A 21448-nucleotide genomic window follows, 5' to 3' on the forward strand; every position below is an offset into this window, starting at 1 on the left:
CAAGCCCATCAGGAGGCCCGCAATGTCTGCAGCAGCAGTCGAGCACCCCTGCGACGGCGAGCCTGAGACCCCGCTCCAAACGGCCAACAGAATCATGGAGCAGAACCCCGGCTACCGCGTCGAGATCATCGGAGGCGTCATCACCGTGACCCCATCGGCGGACATCCCCCATTCGCGGGTGTTGACCAAGCTCATGATCCCGCTCATCGCAGCCGGTCTGGATGATGGGGAGACCGAGGTTCACCAGGCCATCAGCGTGTGGCTGCCGAGCGGTCCGATGGATTACGTCATTCCCGACCTGGCGATCGTCGACGCGGACATCGACGACCACATGGTCGAAGACGGCGGTGCCGACCCGGCCTGCTTCCGCCTCGTCCTGGAGGTCACCTCCAGCAACTACAACAACGACCTGCGCAACAAGGTCGTCGCCTACGCCGAGGCCAGGATCCCGGTCTATGTGATCGTCGACCGCAAGCACCAGCGTGTCCACGTCCTGACCGAGCCCGACGGGACCGAGTACGTCAGTCACCGCGTCTACGCCCCGGGGCAGCAGGCCCCTCTCCCCGACTCCATCGGCGCCAAGGTCACCCTCGACGTGGAGGCGCTGCTCAAGGCCGGGGCACGCAAGCCGCGCACCGACGCCTGAGCAACGCGCTCCCTCACCGGCTCAGCCGCTGAAACCGCCGCACCACAAGCGGCAGGAACACCGCCGTGATCACCACCGGCCACACCACCGCCATCAGCGGCGCGTTCTCCTGGATCCAGCTGCCGTCGCTCGCCACCGGGTTGCCGAACAGATCGCGGGTCGCCGCAGCCGTCGAGGAGATCGGGTTCCAGGCGGCGACCGTGCCCAGCCAGTCCGGCATCGTCGACGGCCGCACGAAGACGCTGGACGCCGTCCGGCATCCGGCATCCGGCATCCGGGCTCACGACGCGCCCTAGTTCCGCCGCGTCATCCGCCTCAGCCCCAGGAACAGCACGGCCACCACCGCGAATCCACCGAGCCCGAGCACGACCTTACTGTCCGAACTGTCCGAGCCACCGCCCCCGGCCGCCGAACCACCTTCTTCAGAAGGCGACTTGGACCCGGAGTCCGCGTTCCCGCCGCCGCCCTCCGGCTCCTTCACCTCAACCTTGCGCACGTCGCTCCCGACGCCCTCAGAGCCGAACATCAGCGCCGATCCGTCCACGGTGTACGTCACCGACTCGGCCTGCCCCTGGAACGGCGCGCCGACCGAACTGTCCTCACCCAGGCGCCCGTTCTTCCACGCGTACTGACGCGCGCTGAAGTACGAGCGCAGCACCAGCCGGGTGCCGTCCGGCGAGAACGCCCCGTCCGTCACCCACGGCACCTCACCGACCCGCCGGAATGTGTTCGTACCACCGACGGACAGCTGCGCCGGGCCCTCGTAGAGCCCACCGCCGTCCTCGTTCTTGCTGGCGATGTAGACCCGCCCGGTCTTCGGGTGCACCATCAGCGCCTCCGCGTCACGTGCCCCGTCCGCGTACTTCACCGTGAACTGGGCCGCGTCGACCGTCGCGTCCTTCAGCTGCTTCGGCTCCGGGAAGCGGTAGATCCACACATGGCTCCAGCTCCCGTTGAGGTTGTCGCCGATGTCGCCGACGTACACATTCCCGTCGGACCCCACCGAGATCGCCTCCATGTCGCGGGGCGCCCCCACCCCGCGCATGGTGATCGTCGCGACGGTCTCCCCGGTCTTGGAGTCGATCCCGTAGATGTACGGCTTGTCCTGGTCGTTGTGGGTCCAGTACACGCCGGGGTGCGCGCGGCTGGCCGCCAGCCCGCTGGACTCGGTGATCCGTGGATCCTTGATCGTGAAGTCGCCGTCGTCGGCGACGGCCGTACCGGCCCCGGACAGGACGAGGGCGGCGAGGGCGGCGGCACCGGGCACGACGTACAAGAGCGAACGCATGACCCAAGTGTCGAGCATCACGTCGCAGGTCACCGCAGCGATCCGCGACAATGACGCGATGCGCTTCCTGTTCGTCGGCGACTCCATGACCATCGGGCGCGCCGGCGACTTCACGTGGCGCTTTCGCATGTGGCAGCACCTGGCGGCGTCCTTCGGCGGCCCGTTCCGCATCGTCGGCCCCCGCACCGAGGTGTACGACACCTTCGCGGACGCCCCGGTGTCCCGCGCCTACGGCGATTCCGCGTTCCCGCCCAAGGCCCACAGGCACCTGGCGGGCTGGGGCGAGGGGTGGCTGCACATGGCGCCACTGATCCGCGAGACGGTGACCGCCACCCGGCCGGACGTCCTGCTCGTCTCGCTCGGCCTGATCGACCTCGGCTTCTACACGGACGCCGCCCAAACAGCCCGCAACGCGCGGCACTTCATCGCGGAGGCCCGCGCGGCGAACCCGCACATCCGTGCGGTGCTCCTGCCGGTCATACCCAATATCCGCGCCGAGACCGACCCCGACTTCGCCGCCGAGTGCGACCACTTCAACGAGCTGCTGGCGAAGGCGGTCGCGGACCTCGACACCGCCGCCTCGCCCGTACTCCTGGCCTCTCACCCGACGGCGTACGACATCCACACCGACACCTACGACGGCACGCACCCGGGCCCGACCGGCGAGCACAAACTCGCGGCGGCTTTCGCGGACGCGATGCACCAGGCGTGGGAAGTCGGCGCGCGGTACGAGTCGGCGGGGGCCCTGGTGCGGGGCCCCCGCTGACTCGCTCCTACTCGGGGACGACGGCCAGCGCCTCGACCTCGATGAGGTACTCGGGCTGGGCCGGCGCCCCGGGCCGACCGTTCAAGCGCCGCGCCCAAGGAAACAGCGGCGGCCCCGCGTGGACCTGGTGATGTCCGGCCTAGCTGATCACCACGCGAAGGCTTCGGGAGACGGCCCCGGCCCCGGGAAGATCTCGTCCAGTCCGGTCAGCACCTCTTCCGGCAGTTCCAGCTCCAACGCGCGCAGCGCGCTCTCCAGTTGCTCGCCCGTGCGCGGGCCGACGATGGGGCCGGTGACCCCGGGACGCGTGAGCAGCCAGGCCAGTGCCGTCTCGCCGGGCTCCAGGCCGTGCTTGTCCAGCAGGTCCTCGTACGCCTGCACCTGCGCCCGCACGGAGGAGCTTGCCAGGGCCTCCGCCGAACGCCCAGAGGCTCGCCGCCCGCCCTCGACCTCCTTCTTGATGACGCCGCCCAGCAGCCCGCCGTGCAGCGGGGACCACGGGATGACACCGAGCCCGTACTCCTGGGCGGCCGGGATGACCTCCATCTCGGCGCGCCGCTCGGCGAGGTTGTACAGGCACTGCTCGCTCACCAGGCCGACCGAGCCGCGCCGGGCGGCGGTCTCGTTGGCCTGGGCGATCTTGTAGCCGGCGAAGTTCGACGACCCCGCGTAGAGGATCTTGCCCTGCTGGATCAGGACGTCGATCGCCTGCCAGATTTCCTCGAAGGGCGTGTTCCGGTCGATGTGGTGGAACTGGTACACGTCGATGTAGTCCGTCTGGAGCCGCTTGAGGCTGGCCTCGACGGCCCGGCGGATGTTCAGGGCGGACAGGAGGTCGTGGTTGGGCCAGGGGTCGCCCGCCGCCATGTTCCCGTACATCTTGGTGGCCAGCACCGTCTTGTCCCGGCGCCCGTCGCCCTTGGCGAACCAGCTGCCGATGATCTCCTCGGTCCGGCCCTTGTTCTCACCCCATCCGTAGACATTGGCCGTGTCTACGAAGTTCAGACCCGCGCCGAGCGCGGAATCCAGGATCGTGTGACTGGTGGGTTCGTCTGTCTGCGGACCGAAGTTCATCGTGCCGAGGACAAGTCGGCTGACCTTGAGTCCGGTGCGTCCGAGCTGCGTGTACTCCATGAGCCCCAAGCCAACTCCTTCGAGTCCGCTCAAGGCAAGGCGCCGCGTGGCAGTCCAAGCGCTTTCGGCCCAGGGGAGCACGCTCACGCTGCCTCATGGCCGAGGAGGTGCTGGTGTCACTGGAGGAGATCTTCCCGGGTCCCGGCCGTCCCCCCGAGGCGTTCGCCTGGTAGGACGGCTCGCCGGCCGCGCCACGCGTGGTGGCGGCCCCGGCCGGTCAGCCGCCGACCGCGGCCGCCACCGCGACGACGACGAAGAGCAGTACGAGCACACCGGCCATGACCTGGTTTCTGATTTTCGGGTCCACCCGTCGAGCCTAACGGCCTCGGTCAGTGCCCCAGCGCCCAGGCCGCCACCGTCTCGTACCGGGGCGCCCCGCCGCGCACCCCGGCGACCGGCAGGTTGCCGCGTACGAGCGCCAGCTCCCCCGCCGTCCACCCGGCGCCCTCGAACCCGGCCAGGGCCTCGACGTACGGCCGCAGGTCGGTCTCCCCCGTCCGGCTGCGGGCGAGCGTCAGATGCGCCCGGTACGCGCGGTGCTCCTCCATCGTCACGCCGGCCCGCCGCGCCGCCGTGTCCGTGCGCTCCGCGAGGCGGCGCATCGGGTCGAGGCCGCCCGAGGCGCCGGCCCACAGCGCGCGCTGCCCGAAGTGGCCGCCGGAGTCGACGCGCAGCGGGAAGGGCTCGTGGCGGGCGGCGGCCCGGCCCAGGTGCTCCTTGATGCCGGGGAGCAGCGTGTCGTCCACCTCGCCGAGGAAGGCGAGGGTGAAGTGCCATCCGGCGCGGGCGGTCCAGCGCAGCTTCGTCCGCGCCGGGCAGGGTCTGCAAGTGGTCCACGGCCAGGCCGAGTTCGTCGGCGGCGCCGGGGGGCGGCAGTACTGCGGCGAAGAGTCTCATGCGCACAGTTCCGGGGGTCGGGCGCACAGGTTCGGGGGCACGCGTGGGGCCCGGACGCGGGTGCGTCCGGGCCCTGTCCCGCCGTGCGCATCGGTGTCAGGCCACCGTCGCGAGCTCCTTGGTGTGTACGCTCTCGCGCTGCACCACGTTCACGTGCTGGTGACCGCGCCGCAGGTCGATCTTCAGGCGCAGGCCGCCGAGCCTGGCCAGCACGATCGCGATGACCAGGCCCGCCGTCAGCGAGATCAGGCCGCCGGTGGCGAAGCCGACCCTGGCGCCGTAGGTGTCGGTGACCCAGCCGAGCAGCGGGGCGCCCACCGGCGTACCGCCGACGAAGACCATCATGTAGAGGCTCATCACACGGCCGCGCATGGCCGCGTCGGTCGCCATCTGAACGCTCGTATTGGCGGTGATGTTGACCGTCAGGCCGATCATGCCGATCGGCACGAGCAGCAGCGAGAACAGCCACAGCGACGTCGAGAGCGACGCGGCGATCTCCAGCAGGCCGAAGGCCATCGCGGCCGCCACCAGCATCCGCAGCCGCGAGGAGCGGCGGCGGGCGGAGAGCAGTGCGCCGGCCAGCGAACCGCCCGCCATCAGGATGTTGAAGAACGAGTACAGCCCTGCGCCGCCGTCGAAGACCCCGTCGGCGAAGGCACTGAGCCAGATCGGGAAGTTGAAGCCGAAGGTGCCGACGAAGCCGACCAGGGCGATCGGCCAGAGCAGGTCGGGGCGGCCCGCGACATAGCGCAGGCCCTCCCTGAGCTGGCCCTTGCCGCGCTGCACCCGTTCGACCTTGTGCAGCTCGCTCGTGCGCATCAGCAGCAGGCCGGCGATCGGGGCCAGGAACGACAGCCCGTTGAGCATGAACGACCAGCCGCTGCCGACGGTCGTGATGAGCACACCGGCGACGGCGGGGCCGATCAGCCGGGCGGACTGGAAGTTGGCCGAGTTGAGGCTGACGGCGTTGCGCAGCTGGTCGGGGCCGACCATCTCGGACACGAAGGACTGCCGGGCCGGGTTGTCGATGACGGTGACCATGCCGAGCAGGAACGCGATCAGGTAGACGTGCCAGACCTGGACGTGCCCGGTGAGCGTGAGGGTCGCGAGAGCGACACCGCACAGGCCGAGAGCGGCCTGGCTGAAGAGCAGCAGCAGGCGCTTGGGGTACCGGTCGGCGATGACACCGCCGTACAGGCCGAAGAGCAGCATGGGCAGGAACTGGAGGGCCGTGGTGATGCCGACGGCCGCCGCCGACCCGGTGAGGTCGAGGACCAGCCAGTCCTGGGTGATGCGCGACATCCACGTACCGGTGTTGGACACGACGGCGCCGGTGGCGAACAGCCGGTAGTTGCGGATCTTCAGGGACGAGAAGGTCCCGGTCCCTTTGGGCTTGGACGTGTGCTCGGACGATGACGATGTGGAATCCGGGTCGTGGTGGTTGTTCGGTGCGGGGGCGGAGTCTGCTCCGGATCCCGTACTCAAAGTTGGTTCGCCTCCTTGGCGGCGCGCGGGGTCGTATGCGGTCAGCGGGGTGCTGTCAGAGGTGCGCGAGCTTCTCCAGGACGGGGGCCGCAGCGCGCAGCTTCGCCCATTCGTCCTCGTCCAGACCGCTCGCGAGTGCGGCCAGCCAGGCGTTCCGCTTGCGGCGGCTCTCTTCGAGCATCGCCTCGGCGGTCTCGGTCTGGCTGACCACCTTCTGCCGGCGGTCGTCGGGGTGCGGCTCCAGCCTGACCAGCCCCTTGGCTTCGAGCAGCGCCACGATTCGGGTCATCGAAGGCGGCTGGACGTGCTCCTTGCGGGCCAGCTCACCGGGGGTGGCCGAGCCGCAGCGGGCCAAGGTGCCGAGGACCGACATTTCGGTCGGGCTCAGCGATTCGTCGACGCGCTGATGCTTCAGGCGTCGGCCCAGCCGCATGACGGCGGAGCGCAGGGAGTTCACGGCGGCAGCATTGCCATCGTGCGACAGGTCAGGCATGTTCGTTAGCTTAACTCATTACCCATGCTAAATACTACCCAGTTGCGGTGAGGCACGAATCATCACCCGTACGAGTGAGTTCGCTCCGAAAAGTGACGCCCCGCCGGGGCGCCTCCCGCGACCCTGTTCCTCATGGGATCGACAGTGCTCAGCCTGCGGATAGACGGCGAGTTGCTCGGCCGCCTCCGGGACCATGCCGCCAAACGCGGAATGAGCGTCCAGGACTATGTGGTCCGAACGCTCATTCGCGACGACTTCGACGAACGCTTCAAAACAGCGGTCGACGAGACGGAGAAGTTCTACGGTGCCGCCTGAGGTCTCCGTATCGGCCGACTGCCATGTCGGGCCGAGCGACGGCAACAGGTACCTGCTACGTCAGGCCCAGCGACGGCATCAGGTACCTGCTACGTCAAACCGAGTGCCGGCATCAGGTAGTAGAACGCGAACACCACCGATACGGCGTACATCGCCACCGGCACCTCACGCCCGCGCCCGGCCACCAGACGCAGCACGCAGAAGGCGACAAAGCCGATGCCGATGCCGTTCGTGATCGAGTACGTGAACGGCATCATCACCATCGTCAGGAACGCCGGGATCGCGACCGTGTGATCGTCCCAGTCGATCGCGCGGATCGAGCCGGACAGGATCAGGAAGCCCACCGCGACCAGCGCCGGGGTGGCCGCCTGCGACGGGACCATGGTGACCAGGGGCGTCAGGAAGAGGCCTACGGCGAACAGGCCACCGGTGACGACGTTCGCGAGGCCGGTGCGCGCGCCCTCGCCCACACCGGCGGTGGACTCCACGAAGCAGGTGGTCGCGGAGCTGGAGGTCGCGCCGCCCGCGGCGACGGCGATGCCGTCGACGAACAGCACCCTGCTGACGCCCGGCAGGTTGCCCTTCTCGTCCAGCAGCTTCGCCTCGTCACTGACACCGAGGATCGTGCCCATCGCGTCGAAGAAGCTGGACAGCAGCACGGTGAAGACGAAGAGGACGCCGGTCAGCGGGCCGACCTTCTCGAAGCCGCCGAACAGGCTGACCTCACCGACCAGACCGAAGTCCGGACTGGCCACCGGGTTGCCGGGCCACTTGGGGGTGGTCAGCCCCCAGGACCCGATGTCCGCGACCGCGTTGACGATCAGCGCGAGCACGGTCATCAGCACGATGGAGATGAGGATCGCGCCGGGCACCTTGCGCACCAGCAGCGCGAGTGTGAGCAGCGTGCCGAGGACGAAGACGAGGACCGGCCAGCCGTCGAGGTGGCCGTCGCCGCCGAGCTGGAGCGGGACGGTGGTGTGCGCGGCGTCCGGGATGCGCGAGACGAAGCCCGAGTCGACCAGGCCGATCAGCATGATGAACAGGCCGATACCGATCGCGATGCCCTTGCGCAGGCTGAGCGGCACCGCTCTCATCACGCGCTCGCGCAGTCCGGTCGCGACGAGCAGCATCACGACGAAGCCGGCCAGGACGACCATGCCCATCGCGTCGGGCCAGCTCATCCGGGGTGCGAGCTGGAGCGCGACGACGGTGTTGACGCCGAGGCCGGCGGCGAGGGCGATCGGCACGTTGCCGATGACGCCCATCAGCAGCGTGGAGAAGGCCGCGGTCAGCACGGTGGCGGTGACCAGCTGGCCGCTGTCGAGCTGGTGCCCGTACATGTCCTTCGCGCTGCCCAGGATGATCGGGTTCAGCACGATGATGTACGCCATCGCGAAGAAGGTCGCCAGACCGCCGCGGATCTCACGCGGGACGGTGGAGCCCCGCTCGCTGATCTTGAAGTAGCGGTCGAGACCGCCGGACGGCTCCGGAGGAGACGGCGGCTGCTTGGCGTCGACCGGAGCCGTGGCCGAGGGGGACATGCGTGACCTCATGCGGGGAGAAGGGGAACACAGGGGATGCGGAGCCGTCCTGAATGCATCCTCTTGGATGTTCTGACGAACAAAACCAGTCAGGCGCAAGCAGTTTTAGTATGAATACATAAGGCGAAGATCGCTATCTCCGCGCGTAGACCCATGGGCCACCTGGCCCGAGAGGCCGCGCGGAGGCGCCGCCTACACTGTCCCCATGGCGAAGTGGACCCCCAAGCACGAGGCACCCGAGGCCCTTGAGGGGCCCGTTGTCAGCACCGTCGTCGGCGGGACGATCCTCTGGTTCGCCCTTTTCCTGGTGCAGCTGCCGTTCTATGGCTGGTTCGACGACCGCGGGTGGACCTGGTGGGTGTGGTGCTGCCTGGCCGGGGCCGGGCTCGGGTTGATCGGGATCTGGTACGTCCGGGGGCGCGAGGCGGCGCTGCGGAGGGCCGCCGAAGCGGATGCTGAGGCTGAGGCGCTTCCGGACGCGTAGGGCGGTGCGGATGCGGTGCCTGCGGCACTGTCCCCTACCCGCCCCTTCCCGTAACTGGGGCTCCGCCCCAGACCCCGGTCCTCAAACGCCGGACGGGCTGAAATGTGGGGTAGGGGCAGGCGCCGCAGGCAACCCGCCCCCGCACGCACCCCCCGTACAACCACCGGACGGCCCCCCTCATAGCGCGGGCCGATCTTCCGCACCGCAGCCCCCCAATCCACCCCACTCGACGGGTAGACCCGTACATCCCGCCGTACCGTCGAACCCATGGACCAGCGGGCGAAGACCGACACGGACAGCGGCGGGGCCACCGAACCCCTGATCGACGCGGGCACCGAGCTCGACCCCGTTCACCCCGCGTCCCTGCCCCCCTCCGCCCACCACCGCCCACCACCGCCGGCCGCGCCGGGCGGGCTGACCAGCGCCGAGGTCGCCGAGCGGATCGCCCGGGGCGAGGTCAACGACGTGCCGGTGCGCAGCTCGCGCAGCATCACCGAAATCGTCCGGGCCAACGTCTTCACCCGCTTCAACGCGATCATCGGCGTGCTCTGGGTGATCATGCTCTTCGTCGCGCCGATCCAGGACAGCCTCTTCGGCTTCGTGATCGTCGCCAACACCGGCATCGGCATCGTCCAGGAGCTGCGCGCCAAGAAGACCCTCGACGGGCTCGCGGTCATGGGCGAGGCCAAGCCGACCGTCCGCCGCGACGGCGTGGCCGCCCGGATCTCCACCTCGGAGATCGTCCTGGGCGACCTCATCGAGCTGGGCCCCGGCGACAAGGTCGTCGTGGACGGCGAGGTGATCGAGGTCGACGGCCTGGAGGTCGACGAGTCGCTCCTCACCGGCGAGGCAGACCCCGTGCTCAAGCAGCCCGGCGACCAGATGATGTCGGGCAGCTTCATCGTCGCGGGCGGCGGCGCGTTCACTGCCACCAGGGTCGGCCGCGAGGCCTACGCCACGCAGCTAGCCGAGGAGGCGTCCCGCTTCACGCTCGTCCACTCCGAGCTGCGCAGCGGTATCAACACCATCCTCAAGTACGTCATGTGGCTGATGATCCCGACCTCGATCGGCTTGATCATCAGCCAGTTGGTCGTCAAGGACAACGACTTCAAGAACTCCATCGCGCGGACCGTTGGCGGTATCGTGCCGATGATCCCCGAGGGGCTCGTGCTGCTCACCTCGGTCGCCTTCGCCGTCGGCGTGATCCGGCTCGGCCGCAAGCAGTGCCTCGTGCAGGAGCTGCCCGCGATCGAGGGCCTCGCGCGCGTGGACGTCGTATGCCTCGACAAGACGGGCACCCTCACCGAGGGCGGCATGGACGTCACCGAGGTGCGGATGCTGGAGGGATCCGGCGTGCGGGAGGGTTACGTACACACCGTACTCGGGGCCCTCGGCACGTCCGATACGCGGCCGAACGCGAGCCTCCGGGCGATCAAGGACGCCTACCCGGACGACGCGGAGTGGCGCTGCACCGATTCGCTGCCCTTCTCCTCCGCCCGCAAGTACAGCGGCGCGAGCTTCGAAGAGCCCGAGGGCGGGGCCAGCACCTGGCTGCTCGGCGCACCCGACGTACTGCTGCCCGAAGGCGACCCGGTGCTCGACCAGATCGAGCAGCTCAATCGGCAGGGCCTGCGTGTCCTGCTCCTCACCCGCGCCACGAAGGCGCTCGACGACCCGGACATGACGGACGGCACGCGCGCCACCGCCCTGGTCGTCCTTGAGCAGCGGCTGCGCCCCGACGCCGCCGACACCCTGCGGTACTTCGCCGACCAGAACGTCATCACCAAGGTCATCTCCGGCGACAACGCGGTCTCGGTGGGCGCGGTGGCCGCCAAGCTCGATCTGCCGGGCGCCGAGAACACCGTCGACGCCCGTACGCTGCCCACCGACCGGGCCGAGATGGCCGAGGCGCTGGAGGGCAGCTCGGTGTTCGGCCGGGTCACCCCGCAGCAGAAGCGCGACATGGTCGCGGCCCTCCAGTCCAAGGGCCACACGGTCGCGATGACGGGCGACGGCGTCAACGACGTACTGGCGCTCAAGGACGCCGACATCGGGGTCGCGATGGGCGCGGGCTCGGAGGCGACACGGGCCGTGGCACAGATCGTGCTGCTCAACAACAGCTTCGCGACGCTGCCTTCGGTGGTCGCGGAGGGCCGCCGGGTCATCGGCAACATCACCCGGGTCGCCACCCTCTTCCTGACGAAGACGGTGTACTCGGTGCTGCTGGCGATCCTGGTGGTCTGCTCCCAGGTGGAGTACCCGTTCCTGCCGCGGCACCTGACGCTGCTGTCGACGCTGACGATCGGCGTCCCGGCGTTCTTCCTCGCGCTGGCCCCCAACACGGAGCGCGCGCAGCCGCACTTCGTGCGCAGGGTGATGCGGTACGCGATCCCGAGCGGCATCATCGCGGCGACCGCGACGTTCTGCACGTACCTGCTGGCCCGCTCGCACTACTCGGGCCCGGACGCGCTGGCCGCGGAAACGAGCGCGGCGACGCTCGCGCTCTTCCTGGTCTCCATCTGGGTCCTGTCGATCATCGCCCGCCCGTACACGTGGTGGCGCGTCGGGCTGGTCGCCGCGATGAGCCTGGGCTTCCTGATCGTGCTGGTCGTGCCGTGGCTGCAGGATTTCTTCGCGCTGAAGCTGGTGGGCACGACGATGCCGTGGGCGGCCGTGGGCATCGCGGCGGTGGCGGCGGCCGGCCTGGAGCTGGTGTGGCGCTGGGTCGGCCGCCGCTTTCCCGCGTAGCGGGGGTGTTGCTGTGGTGACTTGCTGTCCCGCGTGGCGGGGGTGTTGCTGTGGTGACCGGCTCGGCTAGCGCACGTCGAGGTAGTCGCCGGCGGCGGCGATCGGGCTCGCCGTGGACGTACCCGTGAAGTTCCAGCGCCAGTAGCCGTCCTTGACGGCCGTGACGGTGGTCGACAGGTTGCCGGAGGCGTTCGTGTTCACCGTCTTGACATTGGAGTACGTGCTGCTGCCGGCGGGGCGGAACTGGAGCTGCACCGGCTGGGCGCCGTAACCGGCGTACGTGAGGGTGTCCCAGTTGGCGCGGGCCAGCTTGCCCGTGACCGTGATCGGCTTGTTCTTCGTCACGGGCTCCGGGGCGGCGTTGGCCGTCAGCGTGGAGGCGCGCAGGATCTTGGTGGTGCCCGCGACGTTCTTGGCGACGTGGTCGCCGTCGGCGCCGACGGCGTAGACCCACAGCTTCCAGGTGCCCGCCGTGTTGTTGTACATGGCCGCCGGGTCGACCACGATGGTGTACTTGCAGGTCGTCGTGGTGGCGTTGACCTCGGTGCAGGTCCCGGTCGGGCTGTTCGGCAGGAAGATGCCGAGCGCGTTGTTCGCGGCGTCGGCGCCGGGGCCGTTCCAGAGGAACGAGTGGGTCTCGTACATCCCCTCCGGGTCGGTGGCCGTCACCTCCGCGGTGATGGTCTTGCGCGCGGTGGTGCCGAGCGCGAGGCTCTTGCCGCCGTTGATGACCACCTTCGTGATCCTGGTGTCGCCCTCCGAGGTGTCGCCGTCAAGCGGGGCCTGGGCGGTGAGGGCCGCTGCCTTCGCCTTCGGCGCTTCGTCGGCCTGCGCGGCCGGAACAGCGAGGGCGGTCAGAGCCAGGGCGCCGGTTACGGCGGCCACAGTGGCACGTATGCGCAATGTATTTCCCCACATGGAAGCGATCCCGCCGCGTTCCCCCCGGCAGGATCTTGAAATGTTGACCAAAGTATATGGAGGATGTGGAGGATCAGTAAACAGAATTCTTGGGCCGGATCCTCAGTCGAACCAGCGGTCCTGTTCCATCTCGTCCGTACGCGAGGAGTCCTCCAGCAGCGCGGCCACCTCGAAGCGGCGCGGCCACTGCCCCGCCGACCAGGCCAGACCGGCCGCCACGCCCTCCAGAGTGGCGGCGTGGACCACCCCGTCCGGGGTGCGGCGCCAGTCCAACTCGACGCCACCGGCGAGCAGTTCCTCGTGTTCGAGATACGTCGCCGGGGTGCCCGCGCCAAGCAGCGTGCGCACCGCTTCGGGTACCTCGCGCACCGTGCCCCGCGAAGTCACCGCCGCGTCCGTCGACTCGCTCAGCCTGCGCACCTGGAACAGCTCGGCCAGGTCGGCCGCGCGGGACGGGGCCACCGGGAGCAGTGCCAGGCCCGAGGTCAGCGGCAGCAGGTCGGGGGCGTCGGCGACCACCGCGTCCGCCGCGTCGACCACCCGCAGCTCGCCGTCCACGACGGCACGCAGCTCGTCCGGGAGGGTGACCTGGTCGGGGTCGAGGTCGGCCAGGGCGCCGTACAGGGCGTGCAGTTGGCGCGGAGTGACCGTGCGGGCCGGGTCCGCGAGACGGCCCAGGAGCTCGGCCGCGCCGCCGGGCTCGTCGAGCAGGGCGGCGACGGTGGTCCGTACGCCGAGGGCCCGCAGGACCTGCTCGTCGTCGAAGCCGGTCGCGTCCGCCGGGGTGTACAGCCCGTCGAGCAGCGGATCGCTGCCCGCCGCGCGCAGGCCCGCCGGGCGGCGCCCGCCCAGGACCGGATGGTCGCGCAACCACCAGGCGGTGTACGGGCGTACGGTCCGCGTCGTCCCGTCCGGCAGCAGGACGCGCACCGGCTGGGTCAGCGCGTCGCGCAGCGGCGGCTTCGCGAGCAGCGCCAGGGCCTGCGGCCAGGCGTCGTCGTCGACCATGTCCAGATCCCGCACGGCGACGAGCTCGGTGACGACCGGCGGCACGGACGTCTCGGGCAGCTGGTCGACAACGTCCTCGCACCACACGTCGACGGCGTCCAGCAGACCCGCGTCGTCGGGCTCGGCGAAGTCGCCGTGGCGCGGCTCGAACTCGTCGGGGTCGAGGACGACGTCCGTGGTGCGTACGAGCGCGAAAGTCGCCAGGACGCCACAGGCGGTCAGCGGCTGCTCGCCCCAGCGTTCGGCGAGCTCGGTGTCGCACAGGGCCAGCTCGCCCTGGCGCGTGATGGCGGCGAACGGGCTGCCCGGGAGCACGAGTTCACCGGCGGGCGACAGCTCGCCGTCCTCGTCGGGGAGGGCCAGCGCGCCCAACCACGGCTCGTCGCCGGGGGCGAGGTTGGCGTCCCGTACGAGCGCGAGCACGGTCTCGGCCAGCTCCTCCGCGTCCGGGGCGTCCTCGTCCCACACCGCGTGGTCGTCGTCCAGCGAGGCGGCCACGGCGGCCCGCACCTGCGGGGTCGTCAGGACGGCGCGCGGGGTCGCGGGCAGCGCGCCGAGCTTCTCCAGGAGCGGGTGGGCGGCGTCCGGGTGGGCCACCTTCAGGCCGAGGCGGCCGAGCTGCTCGGCGCCCGCCGTGCGGCCCTCGTCCGCGCCGGAGCCGGGCAGCGGGAGCAGGACCTGGCGGGGGCCCATCACCGTACGGCCGCTGACGAGCGGTACCGGCAGCCCGGACAGATGGTCCGGGTCGACGCCGGCCAGGGACTCGTACAGCCGCCGCCACCAGGACGGTTCGCGCTCGGCGCCCGCGATGCGCTCGATGGCGTCACCCAGCGGCAGCCGACCGACGCCGAGGGTGCGCAGCTCGGCGCGGCGCTCAAGGCCGGCGGGCAGCAGCGTCGGCAGAACCTCGGCCATCACGCGCACGGTGTCGGCGCCCGCGCCCACCAGGACCTCCGCCTCGAACGGGCGCAGCGCGGCGAGTTCGTCGGACGGTGCGGCCGGGGCCAGGAACGCGACGCGCGGCAGCCGGTCGATGACGGCGGCCCGCAGCGCGCCGTCCAGCTCGCCCTTGCCGAGCGGGCCCGGGACGAGGTCGACGGTACCGACGGACACGGGCTGCCAGGCGGCGAGCAGTTCGGCGTACGCGTCGGCCGCGCGCTGGACGAGGAAGTCGGTCAGCGGGCCCGGCGCTGGGTGGCGGCGGGCGGTGTCCAGCGGCAGGGAAGCGATCAACAGGGCCGGTACGCCGAGGGGTTCGTCGGTGGGGGTCGGCGCGTGCACGACGGGCGCGGTACGGGGGCGCTCCGGTGAGCCTTCGCCGTCCACCGGGACGGCCCAGGTGACCGACCAGTGGGGGCGCAGGCGCTCCTCGACGGGCCGGTCCGCCAGCAGGGCGGCCTCCAGGGGCCCGGTGCGGGTGACGGTGCGCCAGCGCGTGATGCGGGCCGTTTCCCGGCCGCCTGAGTCCTCGATGTGGACGTACGCGTCCGGGGTGGACCGGGTCAACGTCCTGGTGCCTTCAGGTGTTTCGACCACCACGTCGGCGAGGCCGGGCAGGGTCAGGAGCAGGGCGTCGTCGATGCCGCCCAGGAGGCGCTCGGCAAGGTCGACGGCCGCGCCGTCGCGCAGCGGCAGGACCACGACGGTGTCGTACCCGTCGGGAGCGGTGCCCTCGGCGGGCAGCGGCAGCCGCAGCAGGGGTACGTGGCCATCGCGGCGCCGCAGCTCGTCGGCGAGACCGTTGCCCGCGGCGAGGGCCGCTTCCTGGGCCAACTCGCGGGCCTCGGCCAGGGACCAGCGGACGCCGCCGTGCAGCCCGAGGACGGCGGGCTCGTCGCTGACGGCCAGCACCGCGGCGAACCCGACGCCGAAGCGGCCGACCGAAGCGCCGTTGGTGTCCTCGCGCTTCGCGGACGCGCGCAGGGTGCTGAGGGACTCCACGCCGATCGCGTCGAGGGGTGCGCCGGTGTTGGCCGCGGCGAGGATCGCCGGGTCGTCGGCGGTGGCGGGGCGCAGGGTGAGCCGGAGGCGGCCGGTGACGCCGGCGCGGGCCGCGGCGTCGGCGGCGTTCTGGGCCAACTCGACGACGAGGCGGTCGCGGTAGCCGCCGAGGGCGAGGTCCTCCTCGGCGTTGGCGTCCTCACGGAAGCGGGCGGGGCTGGCGCTCCACGCGTCGAGTACCCCGCGTCGCAGCCGTGCCGTGCCGAAGGGGTCGGCTTCGTCGGTCGCCCTGACGCTCACGCTTGTCTCCGCTTCTGCTGCCGGTTCACGATGTGCGGCCCGAACGTATCGCGCGGGGCGGGGGTAGGGGGACGGGTGCGGGCGGGGGCGGGTTGCCTGCGGCGCTTTCCTCTACCCGCCCCTTCCCTGCTGTGACACTTCGCGGCTGCCGGCCGCGTGGCGGCTCCACCCCGGCCCCCGGCCCTCAAACGCCGGCAACTTCAGCCCGTCCGGCGGATTGAGGACACGCCCGCAGGGCGTCCGGGAAGCTGAGGGCTCGCCCCCAGCTTCGGGAAGGGGCGGCTAGGGGAACAGCCCGCCGCAGGCGCACCCGCACCCCGCCCACCCTCAGGAGTGGCCCAGCTCCTCCGAAGGCGCGTCCAGGGTCTCGGACACCGAACCGCCCTCCGGGTCCGGGCGGAGCGTGAACGCGTCCGCCCCCATCGAGTCCAGCACATGCACCGGCCGCAGCGGCGTCGGCATGACCGCGGCCTCCGAGTGCCCCCCGCAGCCGTACGCCAGGGACACCACTCGCCCGTCGGCCGGCGAGAACTCGTTCGCGCACACCCCGAACGCCTGCCGCAACGACCCGGCCAGCGGCACCAGGAACGCGCACGACACACACGTCGCGGGCGCGGCCAGCGCCATCGGCGTCTTCGCGCCGTACGCCTCTTCCCAGCGGTCCGCCGCGATGTGCAGCCCGTAGCGCGAAAGGACCCGGGCGCGCCGCATGCCCAGCTCTTCGGCGACCGCCGCGATGGAGCCACGGGTCGGCACCAGCGGCAGTGTGGCGGGTGAGCCGCCCTCGACCTCGGCGTCCTCCGCCTCGACGAGCTCGGCCATCTCCTCGGAGACCGGCGAGTCCGGCGGCGGGGCGTCGTCGCCCGTGTAACCGGGCTCCAGGCGCAGATCCTCCGCCTCGGTGGGCAGTAGATCGCCGGGGCCCATGTCGCCGGGCCGCAGCCGCTCGCTCCATGGCACCCACTCGGGGGCGAGGAGGGAGTCGGTGCCGGGCAGCAGGACGGACTCATTGACGGTGACGAGCTTCGCGCGGGACGCACGGGCCACGGTCACCGCCCAGTGCCAGCCCCGGTATCCCGGTTCCTTCGCCCCGAAGATGTGGGTGACGACCCGGTCACCCTCCGCGAAGAAGGAGAGGTGCTCGCCCACCACACCGGGGAAGGCAGCCTCCTCGGCGGCCTCACGGGCGAGGTCTACCGCCTCGGCGCACAGGCGGTCAGGGGTTCGGCTTCGCGTCGTCGCAGCACTCACAGGTCTCGCTTCTCTCCTACGCCGTCTCACGGGTGCGCCAACGGATGCCCGTACGAGGTACGAGATACGAGGTGCGGGCTGCGGGCGGAGCGGACCGGTGGGCCGCGTCGACGTCCGCGCCCGACCTGTCTCGGTCTCGGGCGCACTTTCTGTCACCCATTCTGCGGGATGACGGAGAGGCGCGCGGCCGAGGACAACCGCCGGTGGCGCGCTACGCACGCTACCCCCTCCGCCGCCCCCCGCCCACACGCACGCCGCCTTTACCGGACTTCGGGCCCAGGAAAGCCCGCGAGTGCCCGGAATGCCCGGACGAAACAGCCGTCCGAACACCTCGCCGACAGCGCCACGAAAAACGAAACTCACCCAACCGTCGTACCCGGAACAGGCGATTTCGCGCCATTGCGCCGCTTGAGCGACTTCCCCGGCCCGACCCCGCCGGCGCGCATTCGGGGCAGTACGTCCGGCTCGCCGCATCCGGTGCGCCGTATTGCCGTTCATGCCGGGGGGCTTGGGGCACTATGACGGAGTGGTTGCCGTAAAGCGGTCCGACGGATCCGGTCCACTGCACCGAGCGGGCCGGTCGGTGGGTCGTGCCCTGCACCTGCCCTTCACCGGTACGGCGAAGGGGCTGCGCCGGGCCACCCACGCGCACGGCGCGGGCGAGTCGGGTCTCGGAAAACTGATCGAACTGCACGCCGTGAACGGCGCGGGCGACGTCATGATCACCATTGCCCTGGCGTCCACCGTCTTCTTCTCCGTACCCACGGACGAGGCACGCGGGCGCGTCGCGCTCTACCTCGCGGTCACCATGGCGCCCTTCGCTCTGCTCGCCCCGGTGATCGGCCCCCTCCTCGACCGCGTCCCGCACGGCCGCAGGGCGGCGATGGCCGGGGCGATGCTGGCGCGCGCGCTGCTCGCGCTTGCGATGTCGGGCGCGGTGGCGACGGGCGGCCTGGAGCTCTATCCGGCGGCGCTGGGCGTCCTGGTGTCGTCGAAGGCGTACGGCGTGGTGCGCAGCGCCGTCGTGCCACGCCTCCTGCCGCCACGGTTCTCCCTGGTGAAGGCCAATTCACGGGTGACCCTTGCCGGGCTGCTGGCGACGGGCGCGGCGGCGCCGGTCGGCATCGGGCTCCAGCAGCTCGGGCCCGCGTGGCCGCTGTACGGGGCGTTCGCCCTGTTCATAGTGGGCACGTTCCTGGCGTTCACCATGCCGCACAAGGTCGACTCGGCGAAGGGCGAGCGCAAGGCCATGCTCCTGGAGCACGGGCACGCGCCGCGCCGGCCCGGCCTGCGCACCGTGGGGCCCTCCGTCCTGCACGGCCTGCAGGCGAACGCGGCGCTGCGCGGCCTCTCCGGGTTCCTGATCTTCTTCCTGGCGTTCCTGCTGCGCCAGCATCCGCTGTCCGGGCAGAGCGCCGCCGTGTCCCTGGCGGTCGTCGGCGTCTCGGCGGGTGTGGGCAACGCCTGCGGCACGGCCATGGGCGCCGGGCTCAAGTCGCGCGGCCCTGAGCTGATCATCGCGACCGTGCTGGCGGTGACGCTGGGCGTGGCCGTCTGCGCGGCGTTGCTCTTCGGCGGGCTGATGGTGGCGGTCCTCGGCGCGACGGCGGGCCTGTGCCAGGCGCTGGCGAAGCTCTCGCTCGACGCGCTGATCCAGCGCGACGTGCCCGAGGAGGTGCGTACGTCCGCGTTCGCCAGGTCGGAGACGCTGCTCCAGATGGCCTGGGTGGTGGGCGGCTCGATCGGCATCGCACTGCCCCTCAACGGCGTCCTGGGCATGTCGGTCGCCGCGGGCCTGATCGCGACGGGCGCGGTGCTGTCCGTACCTGGGCTGCTGACCGCCGCCAGGCGTGGTCAGGAGCGGCCCCGCGTGGCGTGAGACGGCGGACGGCGCTCCGGAGTTGCGCGGGTGGGCCGGATTCGTACGCGCGGCGCGGCACGCCGCACCCCCGCGTCGCGCGAGCACGGCCGCCCGATAGCCTTCGGCCCATGACCGTTGCGCTTCTTTCCGGTAAGGGCCGCCGCACCGCCGCCGTCCTCGGTGCCGTTTCCGCCGGACTCCTTGTCCTGTCCGCTTGCGACAAGCCGACGCCGATCGCGACCGTGACGGTCGGCTCCGACTCGGTGAATACCGAGGCGAGCTGCTACAACGACGGCGACGCGATCAAGGAGTCCCTGCTCCAGGGCTGCTTGACCAAGAAGGCCGAGAAGACCATCAAGGTCGGCATGGACGACAAGGTCCGCTTCGGCGTCGACCCGGACATCGCCGACCACGGCTGGATGCTCTTCATCAACGGCCAGCCCGCCGAGCAGGAGCCGTACAAGAACAGCTACCGGACCATCCCGGGCAGCGCGTTCTTCACCCCGCAGCAGCAGACCCAGCCGGGCGCCCCGACGCCGCCGGCACCCAAGGACGCCCAGGTCAGCATCGTCGAGACGTCGGGCAAGAAGCTCACCGGCATCTGGCACTTCAAGCTGGAGAAGTCCTCCTGACCGGGAGCACCACCTGATGCGTGTACTTGTCGTGACCGCGGTCCCCGCCGAGCGGGACGCGGTCACGCGCGCGTGGGGCCCCGATTCGACCGCGACCGATTCCACGGGGCCCGATTCCACCGCGCCCGACGTGCCCCCGGCCGCTGTGCCCTCGACCGTCATCGCCTCGGCCGACGCGCCCTCGACCGTCATCGCCGGTGACGTCGTGCTCGATGTGATCGCCGCCGGTGTCGGGCCCGCGGCGGCTGCCGCCGGAGCCGCGACCGCGCTGGCGAAGCACCCGTACGCGCTGGTGATCTCCGCCGGTATCGGCGGCGGGTTCCCGGCCGTGGCGCCGCTCGGGTCCGTCGTGGTCGCCGACGCGATCGTGGCGGCCGACCTGGGCGCCGAGACCCCCGAGGGCTATGTCCCGGTGACCGGCCTCGGCTTCGGGACCGTGGAGCACCTGCCGCCCGCCGCGCTGGTACGGGCCGTGGCCGATGCCACCGGCGCGGTCACCGGCACGGTACTGACCGTCTCCACCGTGACCGGCTCCGCCGCCCGCACCGCCGAACTGCGCGCCAGGCACCCGCGCGCCGCCGTCGAGGCGATGGAGGGCTTCGGCGTCGCCGAGGCCGCCGCGTTGCACGGGGTGCCCGTCCTGGAGATCCGCGCGGTGTCCAACGCCGTGGGGCCGCGCGACCGGGCGGCCTGGCGCATCGGGCCCGCGCTGGCGGCGCTCACCACGGCATTCGGGAAGCTCGTGCCCGTACTCGAAGGTTGGGAACAACATGACTGACGCGCTGCAGATCGCCTACTCCCCCTGCCCGAACGACACCTTCGCCTTCCACGCCCTGGCCCACGGCCGGGTGCCCGGCGCGCCCGCGCTGGACGTGACCTTCGCGGACATCGACATCACCAACGGCATGGCGGAGCGCGGCGAGTTCGACGTGCTCAAGGTGTCGTACGCGGTGCTGCCGTGGGTCCTGGAGGAGTACGCGCTGCTGCCCTGCGGCGGGGCGCTCGGGCGCGGCTGCGGACCGCTGGTCCTGACGCGTGAGCCGGGCGTCGACCTCACCGGCAAGCGGGTCGCCGTGCCGAGCGAGCGCTCGACGGCGTATCTGCTCTTCCGTCTCTGGGCGGCGGAGGCGGTGCCCGGCGGGGTCGGCGAGATCGTCGTGATGCCCTTCCACGAGATCATGCCCGCGGTCCGCGACGGCAAGATCGACGCGGGCCTGGTCATCCACGAGGCGCGCTTCACGTACCAGGAGTACGGGCTGCACTCGCTCGCCGACATGGGCGAGCACTGGGAGGCCACGACCGGCCTGCCGATCCCGCTGGGCGCGATCATCGCCAAGCGCTCCCTGGGCGCGGAGCGCCTGCGGACCCTGGCCGATTCGGTGCGCACGTCGGTGCGGATGGCCTGGGAGGACCCGGAGGCGTCGCGCCCGTACGTCCTGGGACACGCCCAGGAGATGGACCCGGCGGTGGCGGACCAGCACATCGGGCTGTACGTGAACGAGTTCACCGCGAACCTCGGCGAGGACGGCTACGCGGCGGTGCGGGGCCTGCTGACACGGGCGGCCGCCGAGGGCCTGGTCCCGGCCCTCGGCCCCGACGCGCTGGCCTTCGTCTAAGGGCTCGCAGAGATTCAACGTGTTGCTTCCGGCGATTTGGCTCGTTGACGTGGTATGGGAATACCTCATGAGATTCGGGATCGACTCGCCTTGAAGTTCGGGGTGTTGTTCCCGCACCTGGACG

Annotated in this window: 18 protein-coding genes and 1 pseudogene; 9 read left to right on the forward strand and 10 right to left on the reverse strand. The window is 71.1% G+C overall.

Going from position 1 to position 21448, the window contains the following annotated elements:
• Positions 1-22 precede the first annotated feature (22 nt).
• Entirely contained in the window at positions 23-646 is a 624-nt protein-coding gene (locus QMK30_RS31650) for a Uma2 family endonuclease (RefSeq protein WP_283521769.1), read from the forward strand.
• 13 nt (positions 647-659) lie between these two features.
• Here QMK30_RS31650 and QMK30_RS31655 read toward each other — a convergent pair.
• A pseudogene (locus QMK30_RS31655) lies at positions 660-893 on the reverse strand (ABC transporter permease); the annotation flags it as partial.
• A gap of 45 nt (positions 894-938) precedes the next feature.
• Positions 939-1934 (reverse strand): WD40 repeat domain-containing protein, encoded by a 996-nt coding sequence (locus QMK30_RS31660; RefSeq protein ID WP_283521770.1) that lies wholly within the window; start codon positions 1932-1934, stop codon positions 939-941.
• Between QMK30_RS31660 and QMK30_RS31665 the strand changes: the two genes are divergently transcribed.
• The gene (locus QMK30_RS31665; RefSeq protein WP_283521771.1) at positions 1933-2700 is read left to right on the forward strand and encodes a GDSL-type esterase/lipase family protein; all 768 of its coding nucleotides are present in this window, start codon (positions 1933-1935) and stop codon (positions 2698-2700) included. The genes QMK30_RS31660 and QMK30_RS31665 overlap by 2 nt on opposite strands.
• A 147-nt stretch (positions 2701-2847) precedes the next feature.
• Here QMK30_RS31665 and QMK30_RS31670 read toward each other — a convergent pair whose 3' ends face one another.
• The 4 genes from QMK30_RS31670 to QMK30_RS31685 all read right to left on the reverse strand — a co-directional run bounded on the left by QMK30_RS31670 (position 2848) and on the right by QMK30_RS31685 (position 6709).
• Entirely contained in the window at positions 2848-3834 is a 987-nt protein-coding gene (locus QMK30_RS31670) for an aldo/keto reductase (RefSeq protein WP_283521772.1), read from the reverse strand.
• Positions 3835-4163: 329 nt separating this feature from the next.
• On the reverse strand, positions 4164-4634 hold the full coding sequence (gene thpR, locus QMK30_RS31675; RefSeq protein WP_349362134.1) for an RNA 2',3'-cyclic phosphodiesterase: 471 nt from the start codon (positions 4632-4634) through the stop codon (positions 4164-4166).
• A gap of 193 nt (positions 4635-4827) precedes the next feature.
• The gene (locus QMK30_RS31680) at positions 4828-6216 is read right to left on the reverse strand and encodes an MFS transporter (RefSeq protein ID WP_283521773.1); all 1389 of its coding nucleotides are present in this window, start codon (positions 6214-6216) and stop codon (positions 4828-4830) included.
• Positions 6217-6271: 55 nt separating this feature from the next.
• On the reverse strand, positions 6272-6709 hold the full coding sequence (locus tag QMK30_RS31685) for a MarR family winged helix-turn-helix transcriptional regulator (RefSeq protein WP_283521774.1): 438 nt from the start codon (positions 6707-6709) through the stop codon (positions 6272-6274).
• Positions 6710-6841: 132 nt separating this feature from the next.
• Between QMK30_RS31685 and QMK30_RS31690 the strand changes: the two genes are divergently transcribed.
• Positions 6842-7024, forward strand: a complete 183-nt coding sequence (locus QMK30_RS31690) for a ribbon-helix-helix protein, CopG family (protein WP_283521775.1) — start codon at positions 6842-6844, stop codon at positions 7022-7024.
• 89 nt (positions 7025-7113) lie between these two features.
• On the opposite strand, the gene QMK30_RS31695 is transcribed toward QMK30_RS31690, so the two are convergent.
• Entirely contained in the window at positions 7114-8565 is a 1452-nt protein-coding gene (locus QMK30_RS31695; RefSeq protein WP_283521776.1) for an NCS2 family permease, read from the reverse strand.
• Between the two features lie 205 nt (positions 8566-8770).
• Between QMK30_RS31695 and QMK30_RS31700 the strand changes: the two genes are divergently transcribed.
• Positions 8771-9049, forward strand: a complete 279-nt coding sequence (locus QMK30_RS31700; RefSeq protein WP_283521777.1) for a DUF2530 domain-containing protein — start codon at positions 8771-8773, stop codon at positions 9047-9049.
• Between the two features lie 267 nt (positions 9050-9316).
• Positions 9317-11797 (forward strand): HAD-IC family P-type ATPase, encoded by a 2481-nt coding sequence (locus QMK30_RS31705; protein ID WP_283521778.1) that lies wholly within the window; start codon positions 9317-9319, stop codon positions 11795-11797.
• 66 nt (positions 11798-11863) lie between these two features.
• Here QMK30_RS31705 and QMK30_RS31710 read toward each other — a convergent pair whose 3' ends face one another.
• The 3 genes from QMK30_RS31710 to QMK30_RS31720 form a co-directional block, all read right to left on the reverse strand.
• Positions 11864-12682, reverse strand: coding sequence for a calcium-binding protein (locus QMK30_RS31710; RefSeq protein WP_349362133.1), 819 nt, complete (start codon positions 12680-12682; stop codon positions 11864-11866).
• 135 nt (positions 12683-12817) lie between these two features.
• Positions 12818-15964, reverse strand: coding sequence for a sacsin N-terminal ATP-binding-like domain-containing protein (locus tag QMK30_RS31715; protein WP_283521780.1), 3147 nt, complete (start codon positions 15962-15964; stop codon positions 12818-12820).
• A gap of 327 nt (positions 15965-16291) precedes the next feature.
• Positions 16292-17215: a DUF3027 domain-containing protein gene (locus QMK30_RS31720; RefSeq protein WP_283521781.1), complete on the reverse strand. Its 924-nt coding sequence runs from the start codon at positions 17213-17215 to the stop codon at positions 16292-16294.
• 496 nt (positions 17216-17711) lie between these two features.
• Here QMK30_RS31720 and QMK30_RS31725 point away from each other — a divergent pair, with 496 nt between their 5' ends.
• The 4 genes from QMK30_RS31725 (at position 17712) to QMK30_RS31740 (ending at position 21324) form a co-directional block, all read left to right on the forward strand.
• Positions 17712-19094, forward strand: a complete 1383-nt coding sequence (locus QMK30_RS31725) for an MFS transporter (RefSeq protein WP_283521782.1) — start codon at positions 17712-17714, stop codon at positions 19092-19094.
• Positions 19095-19204: 110 nt separating this feature from the next.
• Positions 19205-19708, forward strand: a complete 504-nt coding sequence (locus tag QMK30_RS31730; protein WP_283521783.1) for a DUF2771 domain-containing protein — start codon at positions 19205-19207, stop codon at positions 19706-19708.
• 16 nt (positions 19709-19724) lie between these two features.
• Positions 19725-20486 (forward strand): futalosine hydrolase, encoded by a 762-nt coding sequence (locus tag QMK30_RS31735; RefSeq protein ID WP_283521784.1) that lies wholly within the window; start codon positions 19725-19727, stop codon positions 20484-20486.
• Positions 20479-21324, forward strand: coding sequence for a 1,4-dihydroxy-6-naphtoate synthase (locus tag QMK30_RS31740; protein ID WP_283521785.1), 846 nt, complete (start codon positions 20479-20481; stop codon positions 21322-21324). Before QMK30_RS31735 ends, QMK30_RS31740 begins: the two co-directional genes overlap by 8 nt.
• The last annotated feature ends 124 nt before the right edge of the window (positions 21325-21448 follow it).

The organism is Streptomyces sp. H27-C3 (assembly GCF_030063415.1).
In the GTDB taxonomy this organism is placed as follows: domain Bacteria; phylum Actinomycetota; class Actinomycetes; order Streptomycetales; family Streptomycetaceae; genus Streptomyces.

Coding starts and splice junctions, on each gene's coding strand:
- QMK30_RS31650 (WP_283521769.1), top strand. CDS start 23: ATGTCTGCAGCAGCAGTCGAGCACCCCTGCGACGGCGAGCCTGAGACC.
- QMK30_RS31665 (WP_283521771.1), top strand. CDS start 1,933: ATGACCCAAGTGTCGAGCATCACGTCGCAGGTCACCGCAGCGATCCGC.
- QMK30_RS31660 (WP_283521770.1), bottom strand. CDS start 1,934: ATGCGTTCGCTCTTGTACGTCGTGCCCGGTGCCGCCGCCCTCGCCGCC.
- QMK30_RS31670 (WP_283521772.1), bottom strand. CDS start 3,834: ATGGAGTACACGCAGCTCGGACGCACCGGACTCAAGGTCAGCCGACTT.
- QMK30_RS31685 (WP_283521774.1), bottom strand. CDS start 6,709: ATGCCTGACCTGTCGCACGATGGCAATGCTGCCGCCGTGAACTCCCTG.
- QMK30_RS31690 (WP_283521775.1), top strand. CDS start 6,842: ATGGGATCGACAGTGCTCAGCCTGCGGATAGACGGCGAGTTGCTCGGC.
- QMK30_RS31695 (WP_283521776.1), bottom strand. CDS start 8,565: ATGTCCCCCTCGGCCACGGCTCCGGTCGACGCCAAGCAGCCGCCGTCT.
- QMK30_RS31700 (WP_283521777.1), top strand. CDS start 8,771: ATGGCGAAGTGGACCCCCAAGCACGAGGCACCCGAGGCCCTTGAGGGG.
- QMK30_RS31705 (WP_283521778.1), top strand. CDS start 9,317: ATGGACCAGCGGGCGAAGACCGACACGGACAGCGGCGGGGCCACCGAA.
- QMK30_RS31725 (WP_283521782.1), top strand. CDS start 17,712: ATGCCGGGGGGCTTGGGGCACTATGACGGAGTGGTTGCCGTAAAGCGG.
- QMK30_RS31730 (WP_283521783.1), top strand. CDS start 19,205: ATGACCGTTGCGCTTCTTTCCGGTAAGGGCCGCCGCACCGCCGCCGTC.
- QMK30_RS31735 (WP_283521784.1), top strand. CDS start 19,725: ATGCGTGTACTTGTCGTGACCGCGGTCCCCGCCGAGCGGGACGCGGTC.
- QMK30_RS31740 (WP_283521785.1), top strand. CDS start 20,479: ATGACTGACGCGCTGCAGATCGCCTACTCCCCCTGCCCGAACGACACC.